This is a genomic window from Streptomyces nojiriensis (genome assembly GCF_017639205.1).
Taxonomy (GTDB): Bacteria; Actinomycetota; Actinomycetes; order Streptomycetales; family Streptomycetaceae; genus Streptomyces; species Streptomyces nojiriensis.
Genome location: NZ_CP071139.1, coordinates 2,402,773 through 2,423,247, shown reverse-complemented (window position 1 = coordinate 2,423,247; position 20,475 = coordinate 2,402,773). Strand labels below are relative to the sequence as shown.

Below are 20,475 nucleotides of genomic sequence, written 5' to 3'. Positions count from 1 at the left end.
AGAAGGCGTAATGTTCAGTCATGGACCGCCGCATTTTCGGGCTGGAGAACGAGTACGGCGTCACGTGCACGTTCAGGGGACAGCGCCGACTGTCTCCTGACGAAGTGGCGCGCTACCTCTTCCGCCGTGTTGTGTCATGGGGCCGCAGCAGCAATGTCTTCCTGCGGAACGGCGCCCGCCTGTACCTCGACGTGGGTTCGCATCCGGAATATGCCACTCCCGAATGCGACAACGTGACCGAGTTGGTCACTCACGACAAAGCAGGCGAGCGCATTCTCGAAGGTCTGCTCGTCGACGCCGAACGACGCCTGCACGAGGAAGGAATCGCGGGCGACGTCTATCTCTTCAAGAACAACACCGACTCGGCGGGCAACTCGTACGGCTGCCACGAGAACTACCTGGTGGCCCGGCACGGGGAATTCTCCCGCCTGGCGGACATTCTCATTCCGTTCCTTGTCACGCGCCAGCTGATCTGTGGCGCAGGCAAGGTGCTGCAGACGCCGCGGGGTGCGGTCTACTGCGTGAGTCAGCGGGCCGAGCACATCTGGGAGGGCGTCAGCTCCGCCACGACCCGCTCGCGGCCGATCATCAACACCCGGGACGAGCCGCACGCGGACGCCGAGCGCTACCGCAGGCTGCACGTCATCGTGGGTGACTCGAACATGTCCGAGACGACCATGCTGCTCAAGGTCGGGGCCACCGACCTGGTGCTGCGCATGATCGAGGCGGGCACGGTGATGCGGGACCTGACCCTGGAGAACCCGATCCGGGCGATCCGCGAGGTCAGCCACGACATCACGGGTCAGCGCAAGGTGCGCCTGGCGAGCGGGCGGGAGGCGTCGGCGCTGGAGATCCAGCGGGAGTACTACGAGAAGGCGGTGGACTTCGCCGAGCGCCGGGGGATCCGTACCGGGGTGGTGGACCAGGTGCTGGAGCTGTGGGGCCGCACGCTCGACGCGATCGACGCGGAGGACCTGGACCGGATCGGGACCGAGATCGACTGGGTCATGAAGTACCAGCTCATCGAGCGGTACCGGGCCAAGCACGGCATGACCATGTCGAATCCGCGGGTGGCCCAGATAGACCTCGCGTACCACGACATCCACCGCCGGCGCGGGCTGTACTACCTGCTGGAGCGCAAGGGGCAGGCGGCGCGGATCTGCAACGACCTGAAGATCTTCGAGGGCAAGTCGGTGCCCCCGCAGACGACGCGGGCGCGGCTGCGCGGGGACTTCATCCGGCGGGCGCAGGAGCAGCGGCGGGACTTCACGGTCGACTGGGTGCACCTGAAGCTCAATGACCAGGCGCAGCGGACGGTGCTGTGCAAGGACCCGTTCCGGTCGGTGGACGACCGGGTGGAGAAGCTGATCGCGGGCATGTAGGACCCGCCGAGTGGCCGCAGTGTGACATCGCACTCCTCGCCAGGGCCCCGTACGTCTCTCGTACGGGGCCCTGTGCACGGCTTAGAGTGGCGAGCGACCGCTTTGCCGTCTGAGATCTGAGGAACACGTGCGCCGACTTGCCGGCCTGCTTGTCGTACCCCTGCTGCTGCTGACGACCGCAGCGTGTGGCGACGACAGCGGCTCCGACTCCGCCCAGATGAAGAACGGGGCTCCCGCGATCACCAAGGGTGCCGCCTTCGGGGAGACGCCCACCCTGTCGAAGGGGAAGGGCGCGCCGCCCAAGGAGCTCAAGGTGGTGACCATCAGCGAGGGCGCCGGGCAGGTGCTCAAGAAGAACGACATCGCGCAGGTCCACTACCTCGGCCAGGTGTGGGACGGCAACGATTCGTTCGACAAGAGCTTCGGGCGGCCCGCGCCCTTCGACGTGACCATCGGTGCGGGCGCGGTCATCAAGGGCTGGGACCAGGGTCTGGAGGGCCAGAAGGTCGGCAGCCGTGTCGAGCTGGTGATCCCGCCGGAGCTCGGTTACGGGGCCCAGGGCTCGCCCCCGAAGATCAAGCCGAACGCCACGCTGGTCTTCGTCGTGGACATCGTCAAGGGCACGACCGTCCCGGCCTCGGCCACGGGCAAGGAAGTCGCCCAGGAGAACAAGGACCTGCCCAAGGTCGGCACGAACGCGGACGGCAAGGAAGTCTCCGTGACCGTCCCGAAGGACACCGCGGAGCCCACCAAGCTGGTCTCGGACTACGTCCTGGAGGGTGACGGCGCGGTCGTGAAGGACACCGACAGCGTCGTCGTCAAGTTCAACGGCAAGACGTGGAAGGACGACAAGTCCTTCGAGAGCACCTACACCAGTGACCAGGCGATCACCTGGCCGCTGGGTGAGCTCTCGGTCAAGGGTTTGAAGGACGGCATCGTCGGCAAGAAGGTCGGCAGCCGCATCCTGCTGGTCATCCCGCCGGACCAGGCCTTCGGGGACAAGGAGCAGGGCACCATCCCGGCGAAGTCGACGCTGGTCTTCAGCCTCGACATCCTCGCGGTGATGTAAGACTGTTCCGGTTGACCGTTTCGTACGTATGAGGAGAAGTTCCGTGAGTGACCTCCAGAAGCCCGAGATCGACTTCCCTGAGGGCGACGCCCCCAAGGACCTCGTGATCAAGGACGAATGGGTCGGCGACGGCGCGGAGGCCAAGAAGGGCGACCTTGTCTCCGTGCACTACGTGGGCGTGGCCTTCTCCACCGGTGAGGAGTTCGACGCCTCCTGGAACCGTGGTTCCGCGCTGCAGTTCCAGCTCGGTGTCGGTCAGGTCATCGCCGGCTGGGACCAGGGTGTCCAGGGCATGAAGGTCGGTGGCCGCCGCAAGCTGACGATCCCGGCGCACCTGGCCTACGGCGACCGTGGCGCGGGCGGTGCGATCGCCCCGGGCGAGACGCTGATCTTCGTCTGCGACCTGGTCAAGGTCGGCTGATCCGGCCATCCGCGATCGGTGCAGGGGCCCCCGCCGTCCGGCGGGGGCCCCTCGCTTTTGCCCGGGCGCGCCGGGGCGGTACGGTCAACGGTCAATGGGTCCGTCCGCATCCGGTCGCGGCTCGTATGACGGTCCGACGGATGTGCAGACGGAGAAGGGCGGAAGGGCGTCGATGGCGATTGCCAAGGCCGAGCGGCTGATGAATCTGGCGCTGTGTCTGCTGGGGACCCGCCGGCCGCTCAGCAAGCGGGAGTTGCGCGGCTCCATCGAGGCCTACATGGAGGCCGGCAACGACGAGTCCTTCAACCGCATGTTCGAGCGGGACAAGGACGACCTGCGTGAACTCGGCCTCGTCATCGAGACGGTGGAGAACCTGGACGGCGAGACCGGTTACCTGGCCCGCCGGGACAGCAACCGGCTGCCTCCCGTCTCGCTGGACGCCGAGGAGGCCGCCGCCCTGGGGCTGGCGGCCAAGGTCTGGCAGCAGGCGCGGCTGGCGGGGGCCGCCAGCGGGGCCCTGCAGAAGCTGCGTGCGGGCGGGATGCCCGAGGCGGAGGACCCGTACGAGGGGCAGCACAGCGCGATCGAGCCGCGCATCCCGGTCCACGAGGCGGCCTTCGAGCCGCTGATGCTGGCCTGCCGGGACCGCCGGCCGGTCGTCTTCGACTACCGCAAGTCCACCGCCGCCCGGCCCGAGACACGGCAGGTGGAGCCCTGGGCGCTGGAGTGCTGGCGCGGCCACTGGTACCTGGCCGGCTACGACCGCGACCGCGGGGCGGAGCGGGTGTTCCGGCTCTCCCGGATCACGGGCAAGGTCCGCTCCCGGGCCGCGAAGTACACCGCCGAGGTGCCGGACGTGGTGACCGTGCGGGAGACCGTGGCGAGTTGGGCCGGGGAGAGCGCGGACCGCAGCGCGCTGATCCGGCTGCGGGCCGGGGCGGGCTACCCGCTGCGGGCCAAGGCCACCGCGGTGCGCGAGGGCGGGGACGGCTGGGACGAGCTGGAGATCCCCTACGGGCACGGGCTGGACGCCTGGCTGGTGGAGTTCGGGCCCGACGTCGTCGTGGTCGGTCCGGCCGACCTGCGGGCGGACGTGGTGGACCGGCTGCGGGCCGTCGCCGGGGCCTGACCGGGGCCCGATTTCCGGGGCCCGCGGGCCCGGCGGCCGATCCGCGGCCGCACCGTTGCACAAGAGCGACATCCACAGACGTGCCCTGAGGGGGAGACGTACCAGCATGGCTGCCAACGCCATCGACCAGACCCGCCGGATGCTGTCCCTGGTGACCTACCTGCGCGAGCGCCCCGGTGCGCACGTCGCGGACGTCGCGCGCGCCTTCGGGATCACGGAGGACGAGCTGATCTCGGACCTCGACGTGCTGCCCATGTGCGGGACCAGTTTCCGGGGCGGGGACCTGCTCGACATCGACACCGACGGGGAGCGCATCTGGTGGCGCAACCCCGACGCCTCGGGGGAGTCCACCGCCGAGCCGCTGCGGCTGGCCGCCGACGAGGCGACCGCGCTGCTGGTGGCCGCGCGTGCCGTGGCCACCCTGCCCGGGCTGCGCGAGAGCGACCGGGACGCCCTGCTGCGGGCCACGGCCAAGCTGGAGGCGGCCGCGGGCGAGGTGGCCGGGGCCAGCTCCCGGCTGTCGGTGACCTTCGAGTCCGAGGGCGGGGTCTTCGCGGACGTCGACCGGGCCATCGCGGAGCGCCGGCGGCTGTGGCTGCGCTACTACTCGCCCGCGCGGGACGAGCTGACCGAGCGCACGGTCGACCCGATCCGGCTCTTCGCGGTGGGGCACACGTACATGGAGGGCTGGTGCCACCTCTCCGAGGCGCGGCGCACCTTCCGCCTCGACCGGGTCGCGGAGATCCGGCTGCTGGACGAGCGGGCCGAGCCGCCCGCCATCGAGCCGCGCGACCTGTCCGAGGGCCTGGTCCAGCCGGCCGCCGAGGACCCGGAGGTCGTGGTCGAGGTGGGGCCGGGCGGGCGCTGGGTCGCCGAGTACTACCCGCACGACAGCGCGGAGGAGCTGACCGGGGGCGGTCTGCGGATCACCCTGCGCAGCCCGGACCCGGCCTCGTTGCGCCGGCTGGCGCTGCGGCTGGGCCGTGAGGGCCGGATCGTCGCTCCGGCCGAGCTGGCGGACAGCGCGCGCAGCGCCGCCCGGGAGGCGCTGGCGGGGTACGGGGAACAGGTCTGAGGGGAGCGCGGTCGATGTCGCCAACGTCCGGGCCCGTCGCCTTCAAGGCTTCCTGCCCCGACTGCCGGGCCCGCTTCGAGCTGGACGCGGGCGCCCTGCGGCTGGCCATCGGCGGGAGCAGGCGGACGACTTTCTATTCCTTCACCTGTCCCGAATGCGGTGCCGCCGTACGCAAACCCGCCGGCGAGCGGATCGTGGAACTGCTCACCGGTGGTGGCGTGAGCACCCTGCGCAGCATCTGACCGGGCGGGTGGCCTAGGCTCGCCCCATGCTGTGGCCGATGTTCGCAATTGTCCTGGGGTTCCTCGGAGTGGCCGTGCTCGCCGTGCTCGCCGTGCGGGTGTACGTGGAGGTGCGCAGGCTGGCCTCCCAGGTGGCGCAGGCCAGTCGCCGGATCACCGACGCGTCGGCGGATCTCGAGCGGGCGGCCGTCGATCTGGCCCGGGCGGGACACGGCGTACGTCCCTGATGCGGGGCGAACGCGTGTGACCGGGCCATGATGAACCTGCCCAGGTGCAAGCGAGGGGACGCCCGGGGATTGCCGGGCGTTAACCCCCTGGGGTTACGATCCTCGGTAGAGCAAGTCCTAGGCGCCCGTCCGGCGTGCCGCGAACCTCGGAGAAGAAGGAAGATACCTATGGGCAACTTCAGGGGTTGGGAAATCCTCGTCATTGTCGGACTCGTCATCCTGCTGTTCGGCGCCAAGAAGCTCCCTGACATGGCCCGCTCCCTCGGCAAGTCGGCCCGCATCCTCAAGAGCGAGGCCAAGGCCATGAAGAAGGACGGCGAGAGCGACGACGTCGCCGCCGCCGCGCCCGCGGACCAGTCCGCGCAGCCCGTCGCCCCGCGTACCATCCAGGCCGCTCCGGGTGACGTCAGCAGCTCGCGTCCGGTCGGCGAGCCGAACCGCACCGCCCAGGGCTGACACCCGCCGTACACGCCAGTCATCTGCAACGAGACAAGGGACGTGGGTTGCTCAACTCTGCCCGCAAGCAGGAGAAGAAGGAACGGCAGGCGAAGGACGCCGAAGGGCGCATGCCTCTCGTCGAGCACCTGCGTGAGCTTCGGAACCGCCTGCTGAAGTCGGTCCTGGCGATCGTGGTGATCACGATCGTCGCCGCGTTCTTCTACCGGGAAATCATCAACTTCCTGTTGAAGCCGATGCTGGACTCCGTCGGCTGTACCGACGGTGTGGTGACCCAGCGCAACGGCCGCCCCTGCGCCGACATGACCGTGAACGGCCTGATCTCGGCGTTCTCGATCGCCCTGAAGGTCGCGCTGATGGCCGGTGTGGTGCTGTCCGCCCCGGTGTGGCTGTACCAGCTGTGGGCGTTCGCCGCGCCCGGGCTGCACAGCCACGAGAAGAAGTACGCGCGCAGTTTCGTCGCCGTCGGCGCGCCCCTCTTCCTGACCGGTGCGGTGATCGCGTACAAGATCCTCCCGCAGACCGCGACGATCATGCTCGAGTTCACCCCCGACCACGCGCGCAACCTGCTGCCGGTCGACGACTACCTCGACCTGGTCACCCGCATGGTGATCGTGTTCGGCCTGGCCTTCGAGCTGCCGCTGCTGCTGATCCTGCTGAACTTCACCGGTGTGCTCTCCGGCAAGCGGCTGGCGAGCTGGTGGCGGGGCATGGTCCTCGGCATCACGATCTTCGCCGCCTTCGCGACGCCCACCGGTGACCCGCCGACGATGCTCGCGCTGGCCGTGCCCATCGTGGCCCTCTACTTCGCCGCCCTCGGCATCTGCCTCCTCAACGACCGCAGGCGCAGGCGCAACGACCCCGACGCGGATCTGAGCGACGACGAGGCCTCCCGGCTGGACCTCACCCCGTCGCCGATCGGCGAGCTGGAATCCGTCCCGGCTCCCGCGGCGCTGCCCGAACAGGCCGACGGCGGACGCCAGCGGATCAACGGGTACGACGACGCCACCTGACAGGTGCGCCCCCGGCCACCGCCGGGAGGCGCCCCAGGGGCGATCGAGGTCCGGGAACGGCCTCGGGTACATTCCCGTGGATGAGCCACGAGGTCACCCTCTTCGTCAATCCCACAGCCGGACGCGGCCGGGGCGCGCACGCCGCGCAGCCGGCCGCTTCCGCTGTCCGGGAGGCCGGATTCTCCGTACGGACCGTGGTCGGCGCCGACGCGCCCGACGCGCTGGCCCGGCTGACGGCCGCCGTCCGTGAGGGCACCGGTGCGGTGATCGCGGTGGGCGGCGACGGGATGGTCTCCCTGGCCCTCCAGGCCCTGGCGGGGACGCCGGTGCCGCTCGGGGTGGTCGCGGTGGGCACCGGAAACGATTTCGCGCGCGCGATGGGGCTGCCCGTACGGGAGCCGGCGCGGGCGGGGCGGATGGCCGCCGAGGCCGTCAAGGAGAACCGGATCCGGGAGATCGACCTGGGCCGGGTGAGCGGCGCCGGCTACGAGAAGTGGTTCGGGACCGTGCTGTGCTCCGGCTTCGACTCGCGGGTCAACGACCGGGGCAACCGGATGCGGCTGCCGGCCGGGCGGTTCAAGTACGACCTGGCGATGATCGCGGAGCTGGCCGCCTTCCGGCCGTTCCCGTACCGGATCACCCTCGACGACGGGCCGGTGATCGAGACCGAGGCCACGCTGGTGGCCGTCGGCAACGGCTCCTCCTACGGCGGGGGCATGCGCATCTGCGCGGACGCCGTCCCCGACGACGGACTCTTCGACGTCACGGTGGTCGGCGACTGCAGCCGGGCCACCCTGCTCAAGGTGTTCCCGCAGGTCTACAAGGGCCGCCACCTCGGCCATCCGAAGGTGACCGTCCACCGGGCCAGGAAGATCACCCTGGAGGCGGCGGGCCTGAGCGCGTACGCGGACGGCGAGCCGCTGGGGGCGCTGCCGGTGACCGCCGCGTGCGTTCCCCGCGCGGTCCGGCTGCTCACTTAAATGATCGCGACTGTTGTCAGAGGTGGCGGGTAGGCTCGACAGCAAGATGACCGAAGAACTCTCACCCGCCGAGCGGTACGCCGCTGCCCGGATCCGCGCCGCCGAAGAGGCCTCTGCCCTGGCCCCCTTCCGCGAGATGTACGACTTCGACCTGGACCCTTATCAGGTCGAGGCCTGCAAGGCGCTGGAGGCCGGCAAAGGCGTCCTCGTCGCCGCCCCGACCGGCTCGGGCAAGACCATCGTCGGCGAGTTCGCCGTGCACCTGGCACTCCGGCAGGGCCGCAAGTGCTTCTACACGACGCCGATCAAGGCGCTGTCGAACCAGAAGTACGCCGACCTCGTCAAGCGCTACGGCGCCGACAAGGTGGGCCTGCTGACGGGTGACAACAGCGTCAACTCCGAGGCGCCGGTGGTCGTGATGACCACCGAGGTGCTCCGCAACATGCTGTACGCGGGCTCCCAGTCGCTGCTCGGCCTCGGCTACGTCGTGATGGACGAGGTCCACTACCTCTCCGACCGGTTCCGCGGGGCCGTGTGGGAGGAAGTGATCATCCACCTCCCCGAGTCGGTGACCCTGGTCTCCCTGTCGGCCACCGTGTCCAACGCCGAGGAGTTCGGCGACTGGCTGGACACCGTGCGCGGGGACACCGAGGTGATCGTCTCCGAGGAGCGGCCCGTACCGCTGTGGCAGCACGTCATGGCCGGCCGCCGGATCTACGACCTCTTCGAGGAGGAGTCCGACCACGGCGGCCGCGGCTCCGCGCGCCGGGAGGTCAATCCCGACCTGCTGCGCATGGCGCGCGAGGAGAACAGCCGCACCTACAGTCCGAAGGACCGGCGGCGCGGCAAGATGGTCCGCGAGGCCGACCGCGAGCGCGAGCGGCGCTCCCGCGGCCGGATCTGGACCCCGTCCCGCCCCGAGGTCATCGCCCGCCTCGACAACGACGGGCTGCTGCCCGCCATCAACTTCATCTTCAGCCGGGCCGGCTGCGAGGCCGCCGTCCAGCAGTGCCTGTTCGCGGGCCTGCGGCTCAACGACGAGTCCGCGCGGCTCAAGGTCCGCGAGATCGTGGAGGCGCGCACCGCCTCCATCCCCACCGAGGACCTGCACGTCCTGGGGTACTACGAGTGGCTCGAAGGACTGGAGCGCGGCATCGCCGCGCACCACGCGGGCATGCTGCCCACCTTCAAGGAAGTCGTGGAGGAGCTCTTCGTCCGCGGCCTGGTCAAGGCCGTCTTCGCCACGGAGACCCTGGCGCTGGGCATCAACATGCCCGCGCGCACGGTGATCCTGGAGAAGCTGGTCAAGTGGAACGGCGAGCAGCACGCCGACATCACCCCCGGCGAGTACACGCAGCTGACCGGCCGGGCCGGGCGTCGCGGCATCGACGTCGAGGGCCACGCGGTGGTGCTCTGGCAGCGCGGCATGGACCCGGCGGGGCTCGCCGGGCTCGCGGGTACCCGTACGTATCCGCTGCGCTCCAGCTTCAAGCCCTCCTACAACATGGCCGTGAACCTGGTCAGCCAGTTCGGGCGGCACCGCTCGCGCGAGCTGCTGGAGACCTCCTTCGCGCAGTTCCAGGCAGACCGCTCGGTCGTCGGCATCTCCCGGCAGGTCCAGCGCAACGAGGAGGGCCTGCAGGGCTACCAGGAGGGCATGACCTGCCACTTGGGGGACTTCGAGGAGTACGCGCAGCTGCGCCGGTCCCTCAAGGACCGCGAGACGGACCTGGCCAAGCAGGGCGCGGCGCAGCGCCGGGTGCAGGCGGCCAGTTCGCTGGAGAAGCTCAAGCCGGGCGACATCATCCACGTGCCGACGGGCAAGTTCGCCGGGCTCGCGCTGGTCCTGGACCCGGGCGTGCCGGCCGGGCGGGTCCACGGAGCCCGCGGGTACGAGTACGCGGAGGGCCCGCGCCCGCTGGTGCTCACCGCCGAGCGGCAGGTCAAGCGGCTCGCCGCGATCGACTTCCCGGTCCCGGTGGAGGCGCTCGACCGGATGCGGATCCCCAAGACCTTCAACGCGCGCTCGCCGCAGTCCCGGCGGGACCTGGCCTCGCAGCTGCGGAGCAAGGCCGGGCACATCACGCCGGAGCGGCGCTCCCGCGGCCGGGCCGCGGCGGCCGACGACCGCGAGATCGCCCGGCTGCGGTCCGAGCTGCGGGCGCATCCCTGCCACGGCTGCGACGAGCGCGAGGACCACGCCCGCTGGGCGGAGCGCTACCACCGGCTCAAGCGGGACACCCAGCAGCTGGAGCGGCGGATCGAGGGCCGGACGAACACCATCGCCCGCACCTTCGACCGGATCCACGCGCTGCTGACCGAGCTGGACTACCTGCGCGAGGACGAGGTCACCGTGCACGGCAAGCGGCTCGCCCGGCTGTACGGGGAGCTGGACCTGCTGGCCTCCGAATGCCTGCGCGCCAAGGTGTGGGAGGGGCTCAGCCCGGCCGAACTGGCCGCCTGTGTCTCCGCATTGGTGTTCGAGGCGCGGCAGTCGGATGACGCGGTCGCGCCGAAGGTGCCCGGCGGCGCGGCGAAGGAGGCGCTGGGCGAGATGGTCCGGATCTGGGGCCGCCTCGACGCGCTGGAGGAGGAGCACCGCATCAACCAGGCGGAGGGCGTGGGCCAGCGCGAGCCGGACCTCGGCTTCGCGTGGGCGGCGTACCAGTGGGCCTCCGACAAGAGCCTGGACGAGGTGCTGCGCGAGGCGGAGATGCCGGCCGGTGACTTCGTGCGCTGGTGCAAGCAGGTCATCGACGTGCTCGGGCAGGTCGCGGCGGCGGCTCCGGCGGCCTCCGGTGACGGCGGGAGCACGGTGGCGCGAAATGCCCGCAAGGCCGTGGACGCGCTGCTTCGGGGTGTAGTGGCCTACAGCTCGGTCGGCTAGGCGGTTTTGGGGCTTCCTCCGAGGGTGGGGATGGCCTGATCTGATCTCTTGCCATGATCGAATCGGCGTGCTCTGTGCGACGATCGATGCCATGAGCGGGGGAGCGGACGATGGTCCGAGACGGGTCGGTCGGCCGCGTGCCGACCGGCTGAGACCGGAGAGCGGCCGGCCGCCGCGCGAGGAACTCCTCTGCGCGGCGGCCGAGTTGTTCACGGTCCAGGGATACGCGGCGACCACCACGCGGGCCGTCGCCGAACGCGCCGGGATGCGCCAGGCCACGATGTACCACTACTTCGGCGGCAAGGAGGAACTCCTCGCCGAACTGCTGGAGTCCACGGTCGCGCCCTCGCTGGTGCTGGCCCGCCGGCTGCTCGCGGACGGCGGGCGGAGCGCCGCGCGGCGGCTGTGGGAGCTGTGCCGCTCCGACGTGCTGCTGCTGTGCGGCGGGCCGTACGACCTGGGGGCGCTCTACCTGCTGCCCGAGCTGGGCGGTTCGCGCTTCACCCGGTTCCGCCGGATGCGGGGGGAACTCAAGGACGCCTACCGGGTGTTGCTCGCCGGGACCCGCGTCGGCACCGAACTGGCCGGGGACAAGGCGGGGCTGACGCTCCGGGGCGACCTGGTCTTCGGGCTCATCGAGGGCGTCATGCTGATCCACCGCACGGATCCGGCGCGCCCGGTGACCGCCTTCGCGGAGGCCACCGCGGACGCGGCGCTGCGGATCGCGGGCGTCGGCCCGCTCGGGGACTAACCGCCGGATCCGGCCTCCCAGCCCGCGCGGTCGTCCCAGGCCTGGAGGGTGCGGCCGCTCTCGAAGCGGTGCGCGCGCGCCGTCACGGGGTCGGTGAACGCCAGGACCCGGGCCAGGAGTTGCAGCGGCCGGCGGTAGTCGTCCGGGGCCGGGTCGGTGACCTGCGGGTACACCGGGTCGCCGAGGATGGGCAGGCCCAGGCTGTTCATGTGGACCCGCAGCTGGTGGGTGCGGCCGGTGCGCGGGGTCAGCCGGTAGCGGCCCAGCCCGTCGCGGGCCTCGACGCATTCGACGAGGCTTTCGGCATTGGGCTCGCCGCCGGGCACCTCGACCGCCGCGATGACCCCGCGGGCCTTCTCGATCCGACTGCGGACCGTCCGCGGGAGGGTGCGGGCGAGCTCCGGGTCGTGCGGGGCGAGGGCCTCGTACTCCTTGTGCACCTCGCGCCGCTGGAAGAGGAGCTGGTAGGCGCCGCGGTCCTCCGGCCGGACGCTGAACATCACCAGTCCCGCCGTCAGCCGGTCCAGCCGGTGCGCGGGGCTGAGGCCGGGCAGGTCCAGCTCCTCGCGGAGCCGGGCCAGGGCGGTCTCGGTGATGTGGGAGCCGCGCGGGGTGGTGGCCAGGAAGTGCGGCTTGTCCACGACCAGCAGGTGTGCGTCCCGGTGGACGACGGAGATGGGGAAGGGCACCCGCGGCTCGGGCTCCATGTCCCGGTGGAACCACAGGTAGGCGCCCGGCTCGTACGGGTCCTGCGCGCGCAGGACCCGTCCGCCGGCGCCCACCACCCGGCCCGCCGCCAGCAGGCGGGCGACCGAGTCGGCGCCGCGGGTGCCGGCGTAGCGCGCGGCGAGGTAGTCGCCGAGATCCGGCCACGTCCCGTCCGAGTCGGGCGGGAGCCGCAGCCGGACCGGGTCGATGCCGGCGCGCTGGGGGAGGGGCGAGGGGGGTGGCTGGGCTCTGCGTCTCATCGGGGAACAGGCTATGCGGCTACCGCTGGGTGAAAGTGCCCAGGTGGTCGGCGTCGAGGTATTCGATGCGCAGGGTGCCGTCGGCGAAGATCACCCCGGTGCGGCCGACCGCGTTCTCGCCCGCGGTCATGAAGCTGAAGGTGTCCCCGTCGTAGTGGGTCAACGGGAAGCGCAGCGGCTCGGGGCCGAGCGCGAGGGTGAGCGCGCCGTTGTCGTCGGCGGTCACGGTGGCCTTGCCGTAGTAGGGGTTGTCGTAGGTTCCGGTGTACGCGGCGCTGTCCCGGGCCGGCTGCGCCCCGGCGGGCGGGTGGGCGTAGTCGGTGGTCGACCCGTCCGGGGGTGCGAGAGCCGTCGCGTAGGCGGAGGCGGCGAGGGCGAGCCAGTCCGTGGAGACCTTGCCGTGCTCGGCGTAGTCGAGGAAGTCCAGGGCCACGGCGTCGGGCAGGCCGACCGGGGCGCCGTTGGTCAGCACGACGATGCCGAGCTGCTCCAGCGGGAGCATGGTGACGTTGGTGTTCGCGCCGAGCTCGAAGGCGCCGGAGTGGCTCAGGCGCACGCGGCCGGCGCCGTCGTAGCCGACGTTCCAGCCGAGACCGTAGAAGCTGGTGGTGCCGACGGCGTTGGTCGGCTGCGACACGATCTCGGGCAGGTGGGTCCGGGCGAGGGTGTCGGCGGGGATGATCCGCTTCCCGTCGAGGGTGCCGCCGGCCAGCTGCAGCCGCAGCCAGCGGGCCATGTCGGTGGCCGTGGAACTGACACCGCCGGCCGGGGCCTGGGCGTCCGGGTCGCGGACGAAGCGCGGGCTCCAGGTGCCATCAGCGTTCTTGACGTGGGTGGCGGCGTGGTCGGGGGAGTGGGCGAAGGCGGAGAACTCGGTGCTCGTACGGGTCATGCCGGCGGGCTTGAAGAGGGTGTCGGCGCTGAGCTTCTGCCAGCTGGTGCCCTTGGCGCGGGCGACGGCCTCGGCGGCCGCGGTGAACCCGAAGTTGGTGTAGGCGTAGCTCGCCCGGAACGGGCCGAGGGGCTCCAGGCGCAGGTGGTCCAGGATGTACGCCTGGTCGTAGCCGAGGTCTTCGAGGAGGTCGCCGGCGTGGTCGGGGAGGCCGCTGCGGTGGGAGAACAGGTCGGCGGTGGTGACGTGGTCGGTGACCCAGGGGTCCTTCAGGGAGAACCCGGGCAGGACGGCGCGGTCGTCCCACTCCTCGGGGTCCGTGAGGGTGCCGGCCACGACGGTGGAGGAGACCGGCTTGGAGAGCGAGGCGATCTGGAAGACGGTGTCGGGCCCGACCTCGGCGCTCTCGCCGGTCCTGCGGAGCCCGTAGCCCTTGATGTGGACGACCTTGTCGTCGTGGACCACGGCCACGGACACGCCGGGGACACCGGTGCGGCGCATCATGTCCTCGACCGTGCGGTCGAGGCGGGCGACGGCCTTGTCGACGGCGGCGTCCGTGATCTGGGGCGTCGGGGCGGGGGGCGGGGTGGGTGCGGCGGTGGCCGTGACGCCGACCGCCGCGGTCAGGAGGACGGCGGCCCCTGCTGCCCCGAGCGACGGGAGCGTACGCATGGGGCCATTGTCCTGCCGGGGGCCGCGGGGCGCCCGTTGCCGTCCGGCGGTGGGCGCGTGCGGCGCCGTTGCCGGGGGCGCCGCCCCCGGACCCCCGCGCCTCGAACTCCCCCAGCCACCGCTGAGAGGTGCCCCCTGGCGGGGCTGAAAAGACCGGGGCTCCGCCCCCGACCCCGCGCCTCAAACGCCGGCGGGGCTGGGTGGGGCGGGGGAAAAACCTTTACGCGGCCGCGCGGTGTTCCTGTTCGGCTTCCACCGAGGCGTTCCAGTCGCGCTTGATCGCGCGCCAGCCCTCGTCCGTCTCGCCCAGGCGCCAGTAGCCCGAGATCGACAGGCGCTCGCGCGGGACGCCGCGCTCCATGCGGAGGTGGCGGCGCAGGTCCTTGACGAAGCCGGCCTCGCCGTGGACGAAGGCGTGGACGTCCGTGCTCGGGAACTCCATGGCCATGACGGCCTCCACGAGGGCCTCGCCCACCGGGCGGTCGCCGCGGTGGAGCCAGACCGGGACGATGCCGTCCGGGGTGGCGACCTTCAGCTCGTCGGCCGGGCCGTCGATCTCGACGATGGCGTGGACCCGCGCGCCCGCCGGCATCCGCTCCATCGCGGCGGCGATCGCCGGCAGGGCGCTCTCGTCGCCCACCAGGAGGTGCCAGCCGGCCACCGGGTCCGGGGCGTAGGCGCCGCCCGGGCCGAGGAAGCGCACGAGCTCGCCCGGCTGCACCCGCGCCGCCCAGGGGCCGGCCAGGCCCTCGTCGCCGTGGACCACGAAGTCGAGGGTCAGCTCCAGGTGCGCGGGGTCCCAGCTCCGTACCGTGTACGCGCGCTGGCGCGGCCACTGCGCGCGGGGGAAGTCCGCGCGGATCCGGTCCAGGTCCCACGGCGCGGGGTAGGTGACGCCCACCGGGGCGAACAGCAGCTTGACGTAATGGTCGGTGTACTCGCCCGCGCCGAACTCCCGGAGGCCCTCACCGCCCAGCACGAGGCGCACCATGTGCGGCGACAGCCGCTCGGTGCGTACGACGACGGCGGTGCCGACGGTGCGGGCGCGTCCTTCTGCCACGGTGACTCCCCTGACTCCATGAAACTTAGCCTTACCTAAGTTATCACCTCATGGGCGCAGCACGCTGCTCAGGCGAGCGACTGCACCCCCCAGACCCCACCGATGGGCTAGCGCATCCACCAGTTCGGGCTGCGCCGGAGCCGTCGGAAGGGCCGGGTCGAACGCCGGAAGCGGCACGTCAGAGGCCACTTGGACCACCTTCGGGGCCACCGCCAGATAGGGCCGGGACTCGTCCAGCCGCTTGCGCTGGGTCGGCGTCAGCTTCGACTTCGGATCGTCGACCGCCGCGATGATCCCGGCCAGGGTGCCGTAGGCGTCCAGGAGTTTGGCGGCCGTCTTCTCGCCGATGCCGGGGACGCCCGGCAGGCCGTCGCTCGGGTCGCCGCGCAGCAGCGCCAGATCCGCGTAACCGGGGCCGTCCACCCCGTACTTCTCGCGGAGCCACGCCTCGTCGGTCACCTGCAGGGTGCCCACGCCCTTCAGCGGGTACAGCACCCGTCGCTGCCGGGCGTCGTCCACCAGCTGGTAGAGGTCCCGGTCGCCGGTGACGATGTCCACCGGGCCGCTCGCGCGGGCGGTGAGCGTACCGATCACGTCGTCCGCCTCGTATCCGGCGACCCCGACCCGGGCGATGCCGAAGGCGTCCAGCGCCGCCTCGATGATCGGCACCTGCGGGGCGAGCGTGTCCGGGGTCTCCTCCACGTCGGGGCCGGTCTCGGTCTCCTCGGCCACTCGGTGCGCCTTGTAGGAGGGGATCAGCTCCACCCGCCAGTGCGGCCGCCAGTCGGCGTCCATGCACGCCACCAGATCGTCCGGCCGGTGGTCCTGGACGAGCCGGCCGATGAAGTCGAGCAGCCCGCGCACGGCGTTGACCGGGGTGCCGTCGGGGGCCTTCACCGAGTCCGGCACACCGAAGTAGGCGCGGTAGTAGAGGGAGGCGGTGTCCAGGAGCATCAGGCGTCGTGTCGTCACGGAGTCGATGATGCCGCAACGCACCCCGGCGGAGGTCCCGGCCGTCAGGACAACCCCGCCGCGACGGACAGTGAGCGGACGGGTACGGGAAGAGCCGTGCACGCGAAACCGGAGGCGGTTGCTGCGTAAGGTGCTTACAGCACACCGATGTGCGACAGACATGGGGAGGGCAGCCCCGACATGAACGACAGGGACGGCACCGACGGCATTGACGGCATGGACCGCAAGCTGAACGACAAGGACGACAAGAGCAAGGACAAGGACGGCAAGGAGCCGCTCCGGGTGGGCGTGGCCGTACGCAAGCGGCGCCGCGCGCTCCACCTCACGCTGGCCGCCGTGTCGGCGCGCAGCGGCCTGTCGGTGCCCTTCCTGAGTCAGATAGAGAACGAGCGGGCCAGGCCCAGCATGCGCTCCCTGGAGCGGGTCGCGGACGCGCTGGAGACGACGGCCGTCGAGCTGCTGGCCGCCTCCGACACCGCGCGCACGGTGGACCTCGTACGGGCCGGTGACTCCTCCGGGCTCACCCCGTTCCCGGGCGTACGGCCCCTGGTGCGCGGGCACCACCAGCTGCACGCGATGGAGTTCACCGGGGACCAGGACGCCGGACGCGAGTACCAGCACCGCAACGACGAACTGATGTACGTGGTCGAGGGCGCCTGCCAGGTCGAAGCGGAAGGGCGGGCCTACCGGCTGGAGAGCGGGGACGCGCTGTTCCTGTCCGGCGGCGTGCGCCACCGCTGGCGGGCGGTCACCGAGGAGACCCGGATCCTGGTCGTCGCGGTGGGCGAGCACATCCACGCGACGTCCGAGCCCCCGTCCCCGGGACACTGAGCGGCGTGCGGCGGGTCGTCTCGCTGGTGCCCTCGCTGACCGAGGCGGTGGCCGTGAGCGCACCGGGGCTGCTGGTCGGGGTCACCGACTGGTGCACGCACCCCGGGGACCTCGGGGACGCGGTGCGGATCGGGGGGACGAAGAACCCCGACGTGCGCGGGATCGCGGAGCTCCGGCCGGACCTGGTGATCGCCAACGAGGAGGAGAACAGGGCCCCGGACCTGGCGGCGCTGCGCGCGGCCGGGGTGGAGGTGCTGGTCACCGAGGTCCGGGACCTGCCGCAGGCGCTGCGGGAGCTTGACCGGGTGCTGGTGGGGGCGCTGGGGTTGACGAGGCCGGGGTGGCTGACGGACGCGGAGCGGGCGTGGGCCCGGGTGGAGCCGCTCGCGGAGCTCACCGCTTTCGTGCCGATCTGGCGGCGGCCGTGGATGGTGCTCGGCCGGGACACCTTCGCCGGGGACCTGCTCGCGCGGCTCGGGGTCCGCAACGTCTACGCCGGGCACCCGGAGCGGTATCCCCGCGTGCCGGTGGAGGAACTCGCGGGGGCCGGCTGCGATCTGGTGGTGCTCCCGGACGAGCCGTACCGCTTCACGCGTGAGGACGGCCCGGAGGCCTTCCCGGGCCTGCCCGCCGCGCTCGTCGACGGCCGGCACCTGACCTGGTACGGGCCCTCGCTGGCCGGGGCGCCGGGGGTGCTGGCGGCAGCGCTGCGCGCGGCGCGGTAGCTCCTCGGCTCCGGCCGGTCGGTGGTGCCGGGGCTCTGCGGTCCGGCTCCGGCCGGTCGGTGGTGCCGGGGCTCCGCCCCGGACCCCGCGCCTCAAGCGCCGGCGGGGCTGGGTGGTGTGGGGCGGTGCCCCGCCGGAGTGTCTCCTCGGCTCGCGCGGTGCGGCATGTCGCGGTGGTGCCCGGTGGTGCGCGCTCGTCCTGCGGGGACACTCCGCCGTGTCCCCGCCCCACGGCAGGCTCCGGCAGTGCCCCGGAGCCGCCCCGACGCGTGGGGAGCGGGGACGGGGAGGGGTGTCCCCGCAGGACGAGCGCGCGACCACCGAGCACAGCCGAGACATGCCCGCACGCGCCGAGCCGAGGAGACACCCCTCCCCGGCCCCGCGGACCGGCCCGCACCGCGCCCGGATCCCGGCCCGCGGACCGGTGCGGACCGGCCCGCACCTGCCCGCCCCGCCCGAGGGGATGGCCCCGCGGACCTGCCCGCCCCGCCCGGGGAGGGTCAGCCGGTCAGGAGGCGGCCGGAGAGGAGGCCGCGGAGGGTGTGGGTGGCGGCCAGGAGCCAGGCGGTCAGCAGGCCGAGGAAGAGGGCGGTCGCGAGCCAGGCGAAGGCGGTCAGGCCGGTGTGGTGGGCGAGGCCGGCGGCACCGGTGACGCAGGTGCCGAGGGGGAAGGTCAGGGCCCACCACGTCATCGCGAAGCCCATGCCGCCCCGGGCCGCCCGGACCAGCATGGCCGTGGCCAGTGCCAGCCACAGCAGGGCGAAGCCCATCACGGGGACCCCGTAGACGACGGCGAAGGCGCCCAGCGCGCCGGCGTAGGTGCCGTCGATCGCCCCGGGGGCGACGTCGGCGAGCTGGTTCACGGCGGTGGTGGACTGGCCGAGCGGGCCGAGGACCAGGAACAGGGTCGGGGTCAGGGCCGGCGGGAGGGGGCCGACGACGATCAGCCGGCCGAAGATCAGGGGCAGCATCAGCAGGGTCGCCAGCAGGCTGATGCCGAACATGGCGTAGCAGGCGAGCAGCAGGGTCTCGCGGGGCTGGCCGGCGGGCAGGTGGGGTATCAGCAGCGGGCCCAGGGCGGCGGAGACCATGGGGGCGACGAGGGGGAGCAGCCAGACGGGGGTGGCCTGCTGGGGCTCGACCTTGTGCCGTACGACCATCAGGTAGGGCACGGCCACGGCCATGACCAGGCCGATCACGGTACCGGTGGTGAAGAGCACGGCGTCCACGGCGACGGCGGCGCCGGTCCCGATGAGGTCCTTGCCGACGATCAGGGTGCCGCCGCCGACGGCCAGCAGCGCCATCGCGAGGCAGCCGTAGAACGGGGCGACGGCCGGGTCCAGGAGGTGGGCGCGGGCCTGGTCGCGGTGGTGGAGCCAGTGCCCGGCGCGGGCCGTGAGCAAGGCGGCGAGGAGGATGGCGGACAGCGCCCAGAGCAGCTGGCAGGCCACGCGCTGGCCGGGGAGCTGGTACGGGAGGGTCGCGCCGGCGTTGGCGACGATCGCCGTGCCCATGACGCAGGCGTACCAGTTGGGGCCGAGGTGCCGCAGTGCGGGGGCCTTGTGGGCCCGGACCGCGGGAGTGGTGTGGGTGCGGGGTCGCACGAGGGTGGTGGCCATGGGTCCAGCCTCACGCCGGGGCGACCGGGGCGGCAGAGGTCATCTGCCTATGAGGCCATAAACTGATGTTATGGGTAATGAGGAGTGGGTTCCGCTGGCACACCGGGTACCGGACCTGGGCGCGCTGGAACTGCTGCTCGCGGTCGCGCGGGTCGGCAGCCTGAGCGGGGCGGCCCGGCGGCTGGGCATCACCCAGCCCGCGGCGAGCAGCCGGATCCGGGCGATGGAGACCCGGCTCGGCGTGGCCCTGGTGGACCGCTCGCCGCGGGGGTCGACGCTGACGGCCGAGGGCGCGCTCGTCACGGACTGGGCCCGGCGGGTGGTGGAGGCGGCGGAGGCCTTCGACGCGGGCGCGCAGGCGCTGCGCGGGCGCCGGGACTCGCGGCTGCGGGTGGCTGCCAGCATGACCATCGCGGAGTACCTGCTGCCGGGCTGGCTGATCGCCCTGCGCGGGCAGCGCCCGGACACGGCGGTGTCCCTGCACGCCGGGAACTCGGCGGTGGTCGCCGAACGGGTCCTCGCGCACGAGGCCGACCTCGGCTTCGTCGAGGGGCTGACCGTGCCCGAGGGACTGGATTCGGCGGTGATCGCGCAGGACCGCCTGGTCGTGGCGGTGGCCCCGGGGCACCCGTGGGCCCGCCGCGCCAAGGGGGTGGCGGCGGCCGAGCTGGCCTCGACCCCGCTGATCCTGCGCGAGCGGGGCTCGGGCACCCGGCAGGTCCTGGACGCCGCGCTGGCCTCGGCCGGCGGGCTGGCAGAGCCGCTGCTGGAACTGGCGTCGACCACGGCGGTGAAGGCGGCGGCGCTGAGCGGTGCGGGGCCGTGCGTGCTGTCGGAGCTGGCGGTCGGGGACGAACTGGGCGCGCGCCGGCTGGTGGAGGTCCCGGTGTCGGGCGCGCCGCTCGACCGGGCCCTGCGGGCGGTCTGGCCGACCGGTGCCCGCCCGGCGGGCCCGGCCCGTGACCTGCTCTCCCTGACGCACCGCCGGATCTAGTCCGTTCGGGGGAAGAGGGATCGATTCGGCGCGGTGCGGGCGGTCACCGGCGTGTGCGACGCCGGAAAGGTGGCTCCTGCACGTTTGTCGCTCTCCCGAGGAGAACCCAG

20 protein-coding genes are annotated in these 20,475 nt (G+C 72.3%); 15 read left to right on the top strand and 5 right to left on the bottom strand.

Going from position 1 to position 20,475, the window contains the following annotated elements; genetic code table 11:
- Positions 1-20 precede the first annotated feature (20 nt).
- The 12 genes from pafA (at position 21) to JYK04_RS11310 (ending at position 11,632) form a co-directional block, all read left to right on the top strand.
- The gene (pafA, locus tag JYK04_RS11365) at positions 21-1,382 is read left to right on the top strand and encodes a Pup--protein ligase (protein ID WP_189739969.1); all 1,362 of its coding nucleotides are present in this window, start codon (positions 21-23) and stop codon (positions 1,380-1,382) included.
- 127 nt (positions 1,383-1,509) lie between these two features.
- Positions 1,510-2,451 (top strand): FKBP-type peptidyl-prolyl cis-trans isomerase, encoded by a 942-nt coding sequence (locus JYK04_RS11360; RefSeq protein WP_189739972.1) that lies wholly within the window; start codon positions 1,510-1,512, stop codon positions 2,449-2,451.
- A 28-nt stretch (positions 2,452-2,479) separates the two neighbouring features.
- Positions 2,480-2,872, top strand: coding sequence for an FKBP-type peptidyl-prolyl cis-trans isomerase (locus tag JYK04_RS11355; RefSeq protein WP_033226511.1), 393 nt, complete (start codon positions 2,480-2,482; stop codon positions 2,870-2,872).
- 172 nt (positions 2,873-3,044) lie between these two features.
- Positions 3,045-4,001, top strand: a complete 957-nt coding sequence (locus JYK04_RS11350) for a helix-turn-helix transcriptional regulator (RefSeq protein WP_189739975.1) — start codon at positions 3,045-3,047, stop codon at positions 3,999-4,001.
- A 106-nt stretch (positions 4,002-4,107) separates the two neighbouring features.
- Positions 4,108-5,076 carry a helix-turn-helix transcriptional regulator gene (locus JYK04_RS11345; protein ID WP_189739978.1) on the top strand — a complete coding sequence of 323 codons (969 nt, stop codon included), beginning with the start codon at positions 4,108-4,110 and terminating at the stop codon, positions 5,074-5,076.
- Positions 5,077-5,090: 14 nt separating this feature from the next.
- Positions 5,091-5,318: a CpXC domain-containing protein gene (locus JYK04_RS11340; RefSeq protein WP_030011077.1), complete on the top strand. Its 228-nt coding sequence runs from the start codon at positions 5,091-5,093 to the stop codon at positions 5,316-5,318.
- A 26-nt stretch (positions 5,319-5,344) separates the two neighbouring features.
- The gene (locus JYK04_RS11335; protein WP_030723392.1) at positions 5,345-5,545 is read left to right on the top strand and encodes a hypothetical protein; all 201 of its coding nucleotides are present in this window, start codon (positions 5,345-5,347) and stop codon (positions 5,543-5,545) included.
- 168 nt (positions 5,546-5,713) lie between these two features.
- Entirely contained in the window at positions 5,714-6,001 is a 288-nt protein-coding gene (tatA, locus tag JYK04_RS11330) for a Sec-independent protein translocase subunit TatA (RefSeq protein ID WP_189739981.1), read from the top strand.
- Between the two features lie 47 nt (positions 6,002-6,048).
- Positions 6,049-7,014: a twin-arginine translocase subunit TatC gene (gene tatC, locus JYK04_RS11325; RefSeq protein ID WP_189739983.1), complete on the top strand. Its 966-nt coding sequence runs from the start codon at positions 6,049-6,051 to the stop codon at positions 7,012-7,014.
- 80 nt (positions 7,015-7,094) lie between these two features.
- Complete coding sequence (locus JYK04_RS11320) at positions 7,095-7,994, top strand: diacylglycerol kinase (protein ID WP_189739986.1); 900 nt, start codon at positions 7,095-7,097, stop codon at positions 7,992-7,994.
- A 46-nt stretch (positions 7,995-8,040) separates the two neighbouring features.
- Positions 8,041-10,881: a DEAD/DEAH box helicase gene (locus JYK04_RS11315; protein WP_189739989.1), complete on the top strand. Its 2,841-nt coding sequence runs from the start codon at positions 8,041-8,043 to the stop codon at positions 10,879-10,881.
- 91 nt (positions 10,882-10,972) lie between these two features.
- The gene (locus JYK04_RS11310; protein ID WP_189739992.1) at positions 10,973-11,632 is read left to right on the top strand and encodes a TetR/AcrR family transcriptional regulator; all 660 of its coding nucleotides are present in this window, start codon (positions 10,973-10,975) and stop codon (positions 11,630-11,632) included.
- Here the strand turns inward: JYK04_RS11310 and JYK04_RS11305 are convergent.
- The 4 genes from JYK04_RS11305 to JYK04_RS11290 all read right to left on the bottom strand — a co-directional run bounded on the left by JYK04_RS11305 (position 11,629) and on the right by JYK04_RS11290 (position 16,178).
- Positions 11,629-12,600, bottom strand: coding sequence for an RluA family pseudouridine synthase (locus tag JYK04_RS11305; protein WP_189739994.1), 972 nt, complete (start codon positions 12,598-12,600; stop codon positions 11,629-11,631). The genes JYK04_RS11310 and JYK04_RS11305 overlap by 4 nt on opposite strands.
- 19 nt (positions 12,601-12,619) lie before the next feature.
- Positions 12,620-14,164, bottom strand: a complete 1,545-nt coding sequence (locus JYK04_RS11300; protein WP_189739997.1) for a serine hydrolase — start codon at positions 14,162-14,164, stop codon at positions 12,620-12,622.
- Positions 14,165-14,384: 220 nt separating this feature from the next.
- Positions 14,385-15,224: a siderophore-interacting protein gene (locus JYK04_RS11295; RefSeq protein WP_189740000.1), complete on the bottom strand. Its 840-nt coding sequence runs from the start codon at positions 15,222-15,224 to the stop codon at positions 14,385-14,387.
- A gap of 48 nt (positions 15,225-15,272) precedes the next feature.
- Positions 15,273-16,178: a 5'-3' exonuclease gene (locus JYK04_RS11290; RefSeq protein ID WP_189740509.1), complete on the bottom strand. Its 906-nt coding sequence runs from the start codon at positions 16,176-16,178 to the stop codon at positions 15,273-15,275.
- A gap of 234 nt (positions 16,179-16,412) precedes the next feature.
- Here JYK04_RS11290 and JYK04_RS11285 point away from each other — a divergent pair, with 234 nt between their 5' ends.
- Together JYK04_RS11285 and JYK04_RS11280 are read left to right on the top strand one after the other, a co-directional pair.
- Positions 16,413-17,027: a helix-turn-helix domain-containing protein gene (locus JYK04_RS11285; RefSeq protein WP_189740512.1), complete on the top strand. Its 615-nt coding sequence runs from the start codon at positions 16,413-16,415 to the stop codon at positions 17,025-17,027.
- 5 nt (positions 17,028-17,032) lie between these two features.
- On the top strand, positions 17,033-17,752 hold the full coding sequence (locus tag JYK04_RS11280) for a helical backbone metal receptor (RefSeq protein ID WP_189740003.1): 720 nt from the start codon (positions 17,033-17,035) through the stop codon (positions 17,750-17,752).
- A gap of 500 nt (positions 17,753-18,252) precedes the next feature.
- Here the strand turns inward: JYK04_RS11280 and JYK04_RS11275 are convergent, their stop codons facing one another.
- Positions 18,253-19,371, bottom strand: coding sequence for a TDT family transporter (locus tag JYK04_RS11275; RefSeq protein WP_189740006.1), 1,119 nt, complete (start codon positions 19,369-19,371; stop codon positions 18,253-18,255).
- A gap of 70 nt (positions 19,372-19,441) precedes the next feature.
- Here JYK04_RS11275 and JYK04_RS11270 point away from each other — a divergent pair, with 70 nt between their 5' ends.
- The gene (locus JYK04_RS11270) at positions 19,442-20,365 is read left to right on the top strand and encodes a LysR family transcriptional regulator (RefSeq protein ID WP_189740009.1); all 924 of its coding nucleotides are present in this window, start codon (positions 19,442-19,444) and stop codon (positions 20,363-20,365) included.
- Positions 20,366-20,475: the final 110 nt, after the last annotated feature.

Bases quoted from the DNA above. Each gene is read 5' to 3' on its own strand.
- JYK04_RS11355 (WP_033226511.1), top strand. From the start codon at position 2,480: ATGAGGAGAAGTTCCGTGAGTGACCTCCAGAAGCCCGAGATCGACTTC.
- JYK04_RS11350 (WP_189739975.1), top strand. From the start codon at position 3,045: ATGGCGATTGCCAAGGCCGAGCGGCTGATGAATCTGGCGCTGTGTCTG.
- JYK04_RS11270 (WP_189740009.1), top strand. From the start codon at position 19,442: ATGGGTAATGAGGAGTGGGTTCCGCTGGCACACCGGGTACCGGACCTG.
- JYK04_RS11340 (WP_030011077.1), top strand. From the start codon at position 5,091: ATGTCGCCAACGTCCGGGCCCGTCGCCTTCAAGGCTTCCTGCCCCGAC.
- JYK04_RS11305 (WP_189739994.1), bottom strand. From the start codon at position 12,600: ATGAGACGCAGAGCCCAGCCACCCCCCTCGCCCCTCCCCCAGCGCGCC.
- JYK04_RS11300 (WP_189739997.1), bottom strand. From the start codon at position 14,164: ATGCGTACGCTCCCGTCGCTCGGGGCAGCAGGGGCCGCCGTCCTCCTG.
- JYK04_RS11315 (WP_189739989.1), top strand. From the start codon at position 8,041: ATGACCGAAGAACTCTCACCCGCCGAGCGGTACGCCGCTGCCCGGATC.
- JYK04_RS11335 (WP_030723392.1), top strand. From the start codon at position 5,345: ATGCTGTGGCCGATGTTCGCAATTGTCCTGGGGTTCCTCGGAGTGGCC.
- JYK04_RS11275 (WP_189740006.1), bottom strand. From the start codon at position 19,371: ATGGCCACCACCCTCGTGCGACCCCGCACCCACACCACTCCCGCGGTC.
- JYK04_RS11290 (WP_189740509.1), bottom strand. From the start codon at position 16,178: ATGCTCCTGGACACCGCCTCCCTCTACTACCGCGCCTACTTCGGTGTG.
- pafA (WP_189739969.1), top strand. From the start codon at position 21: ATGGACCGCCGCATTTTCGGGCTGGAGAACGAGTACGGCGTCACGTGC.
- JYK04_RS11320 (WP_189739986.1), top strand. From the start codon at position 7,095: ATGAGCCACGAGGTCACCCTCTTCGTCAATCCCACAGCCGGACGCGGC.
- JYK04_RS11285 (WP_189740512.1), top strand. From the start codon at position 16,413: ATGGACCGCAAGCTGAACGACAAGGACGACAAGAGCAAGGACAAGGAC.
- JYK04_RS11310 (WP_189739992.1), top strand. From the start codon at position 10,973: ATGAGCGGGGGAGCGGACGATGGTCCGAGACGGGTCGGTCGGCCGCGT.
- tatA (WP_189739981.1), top strand. From the start codon at position 5,714: ATGGGCAACTTCAGGGGTTGGGAAATCCTCGTCATTGTCGGACTCGTC.
- JYK04_RS11345 (WP_189739978.1), top strand. From the start codon at position 4,108: ATGGCTGCCAACGCCATCGACCAGACCCGCCGGATGCTGTCCCTGGTG.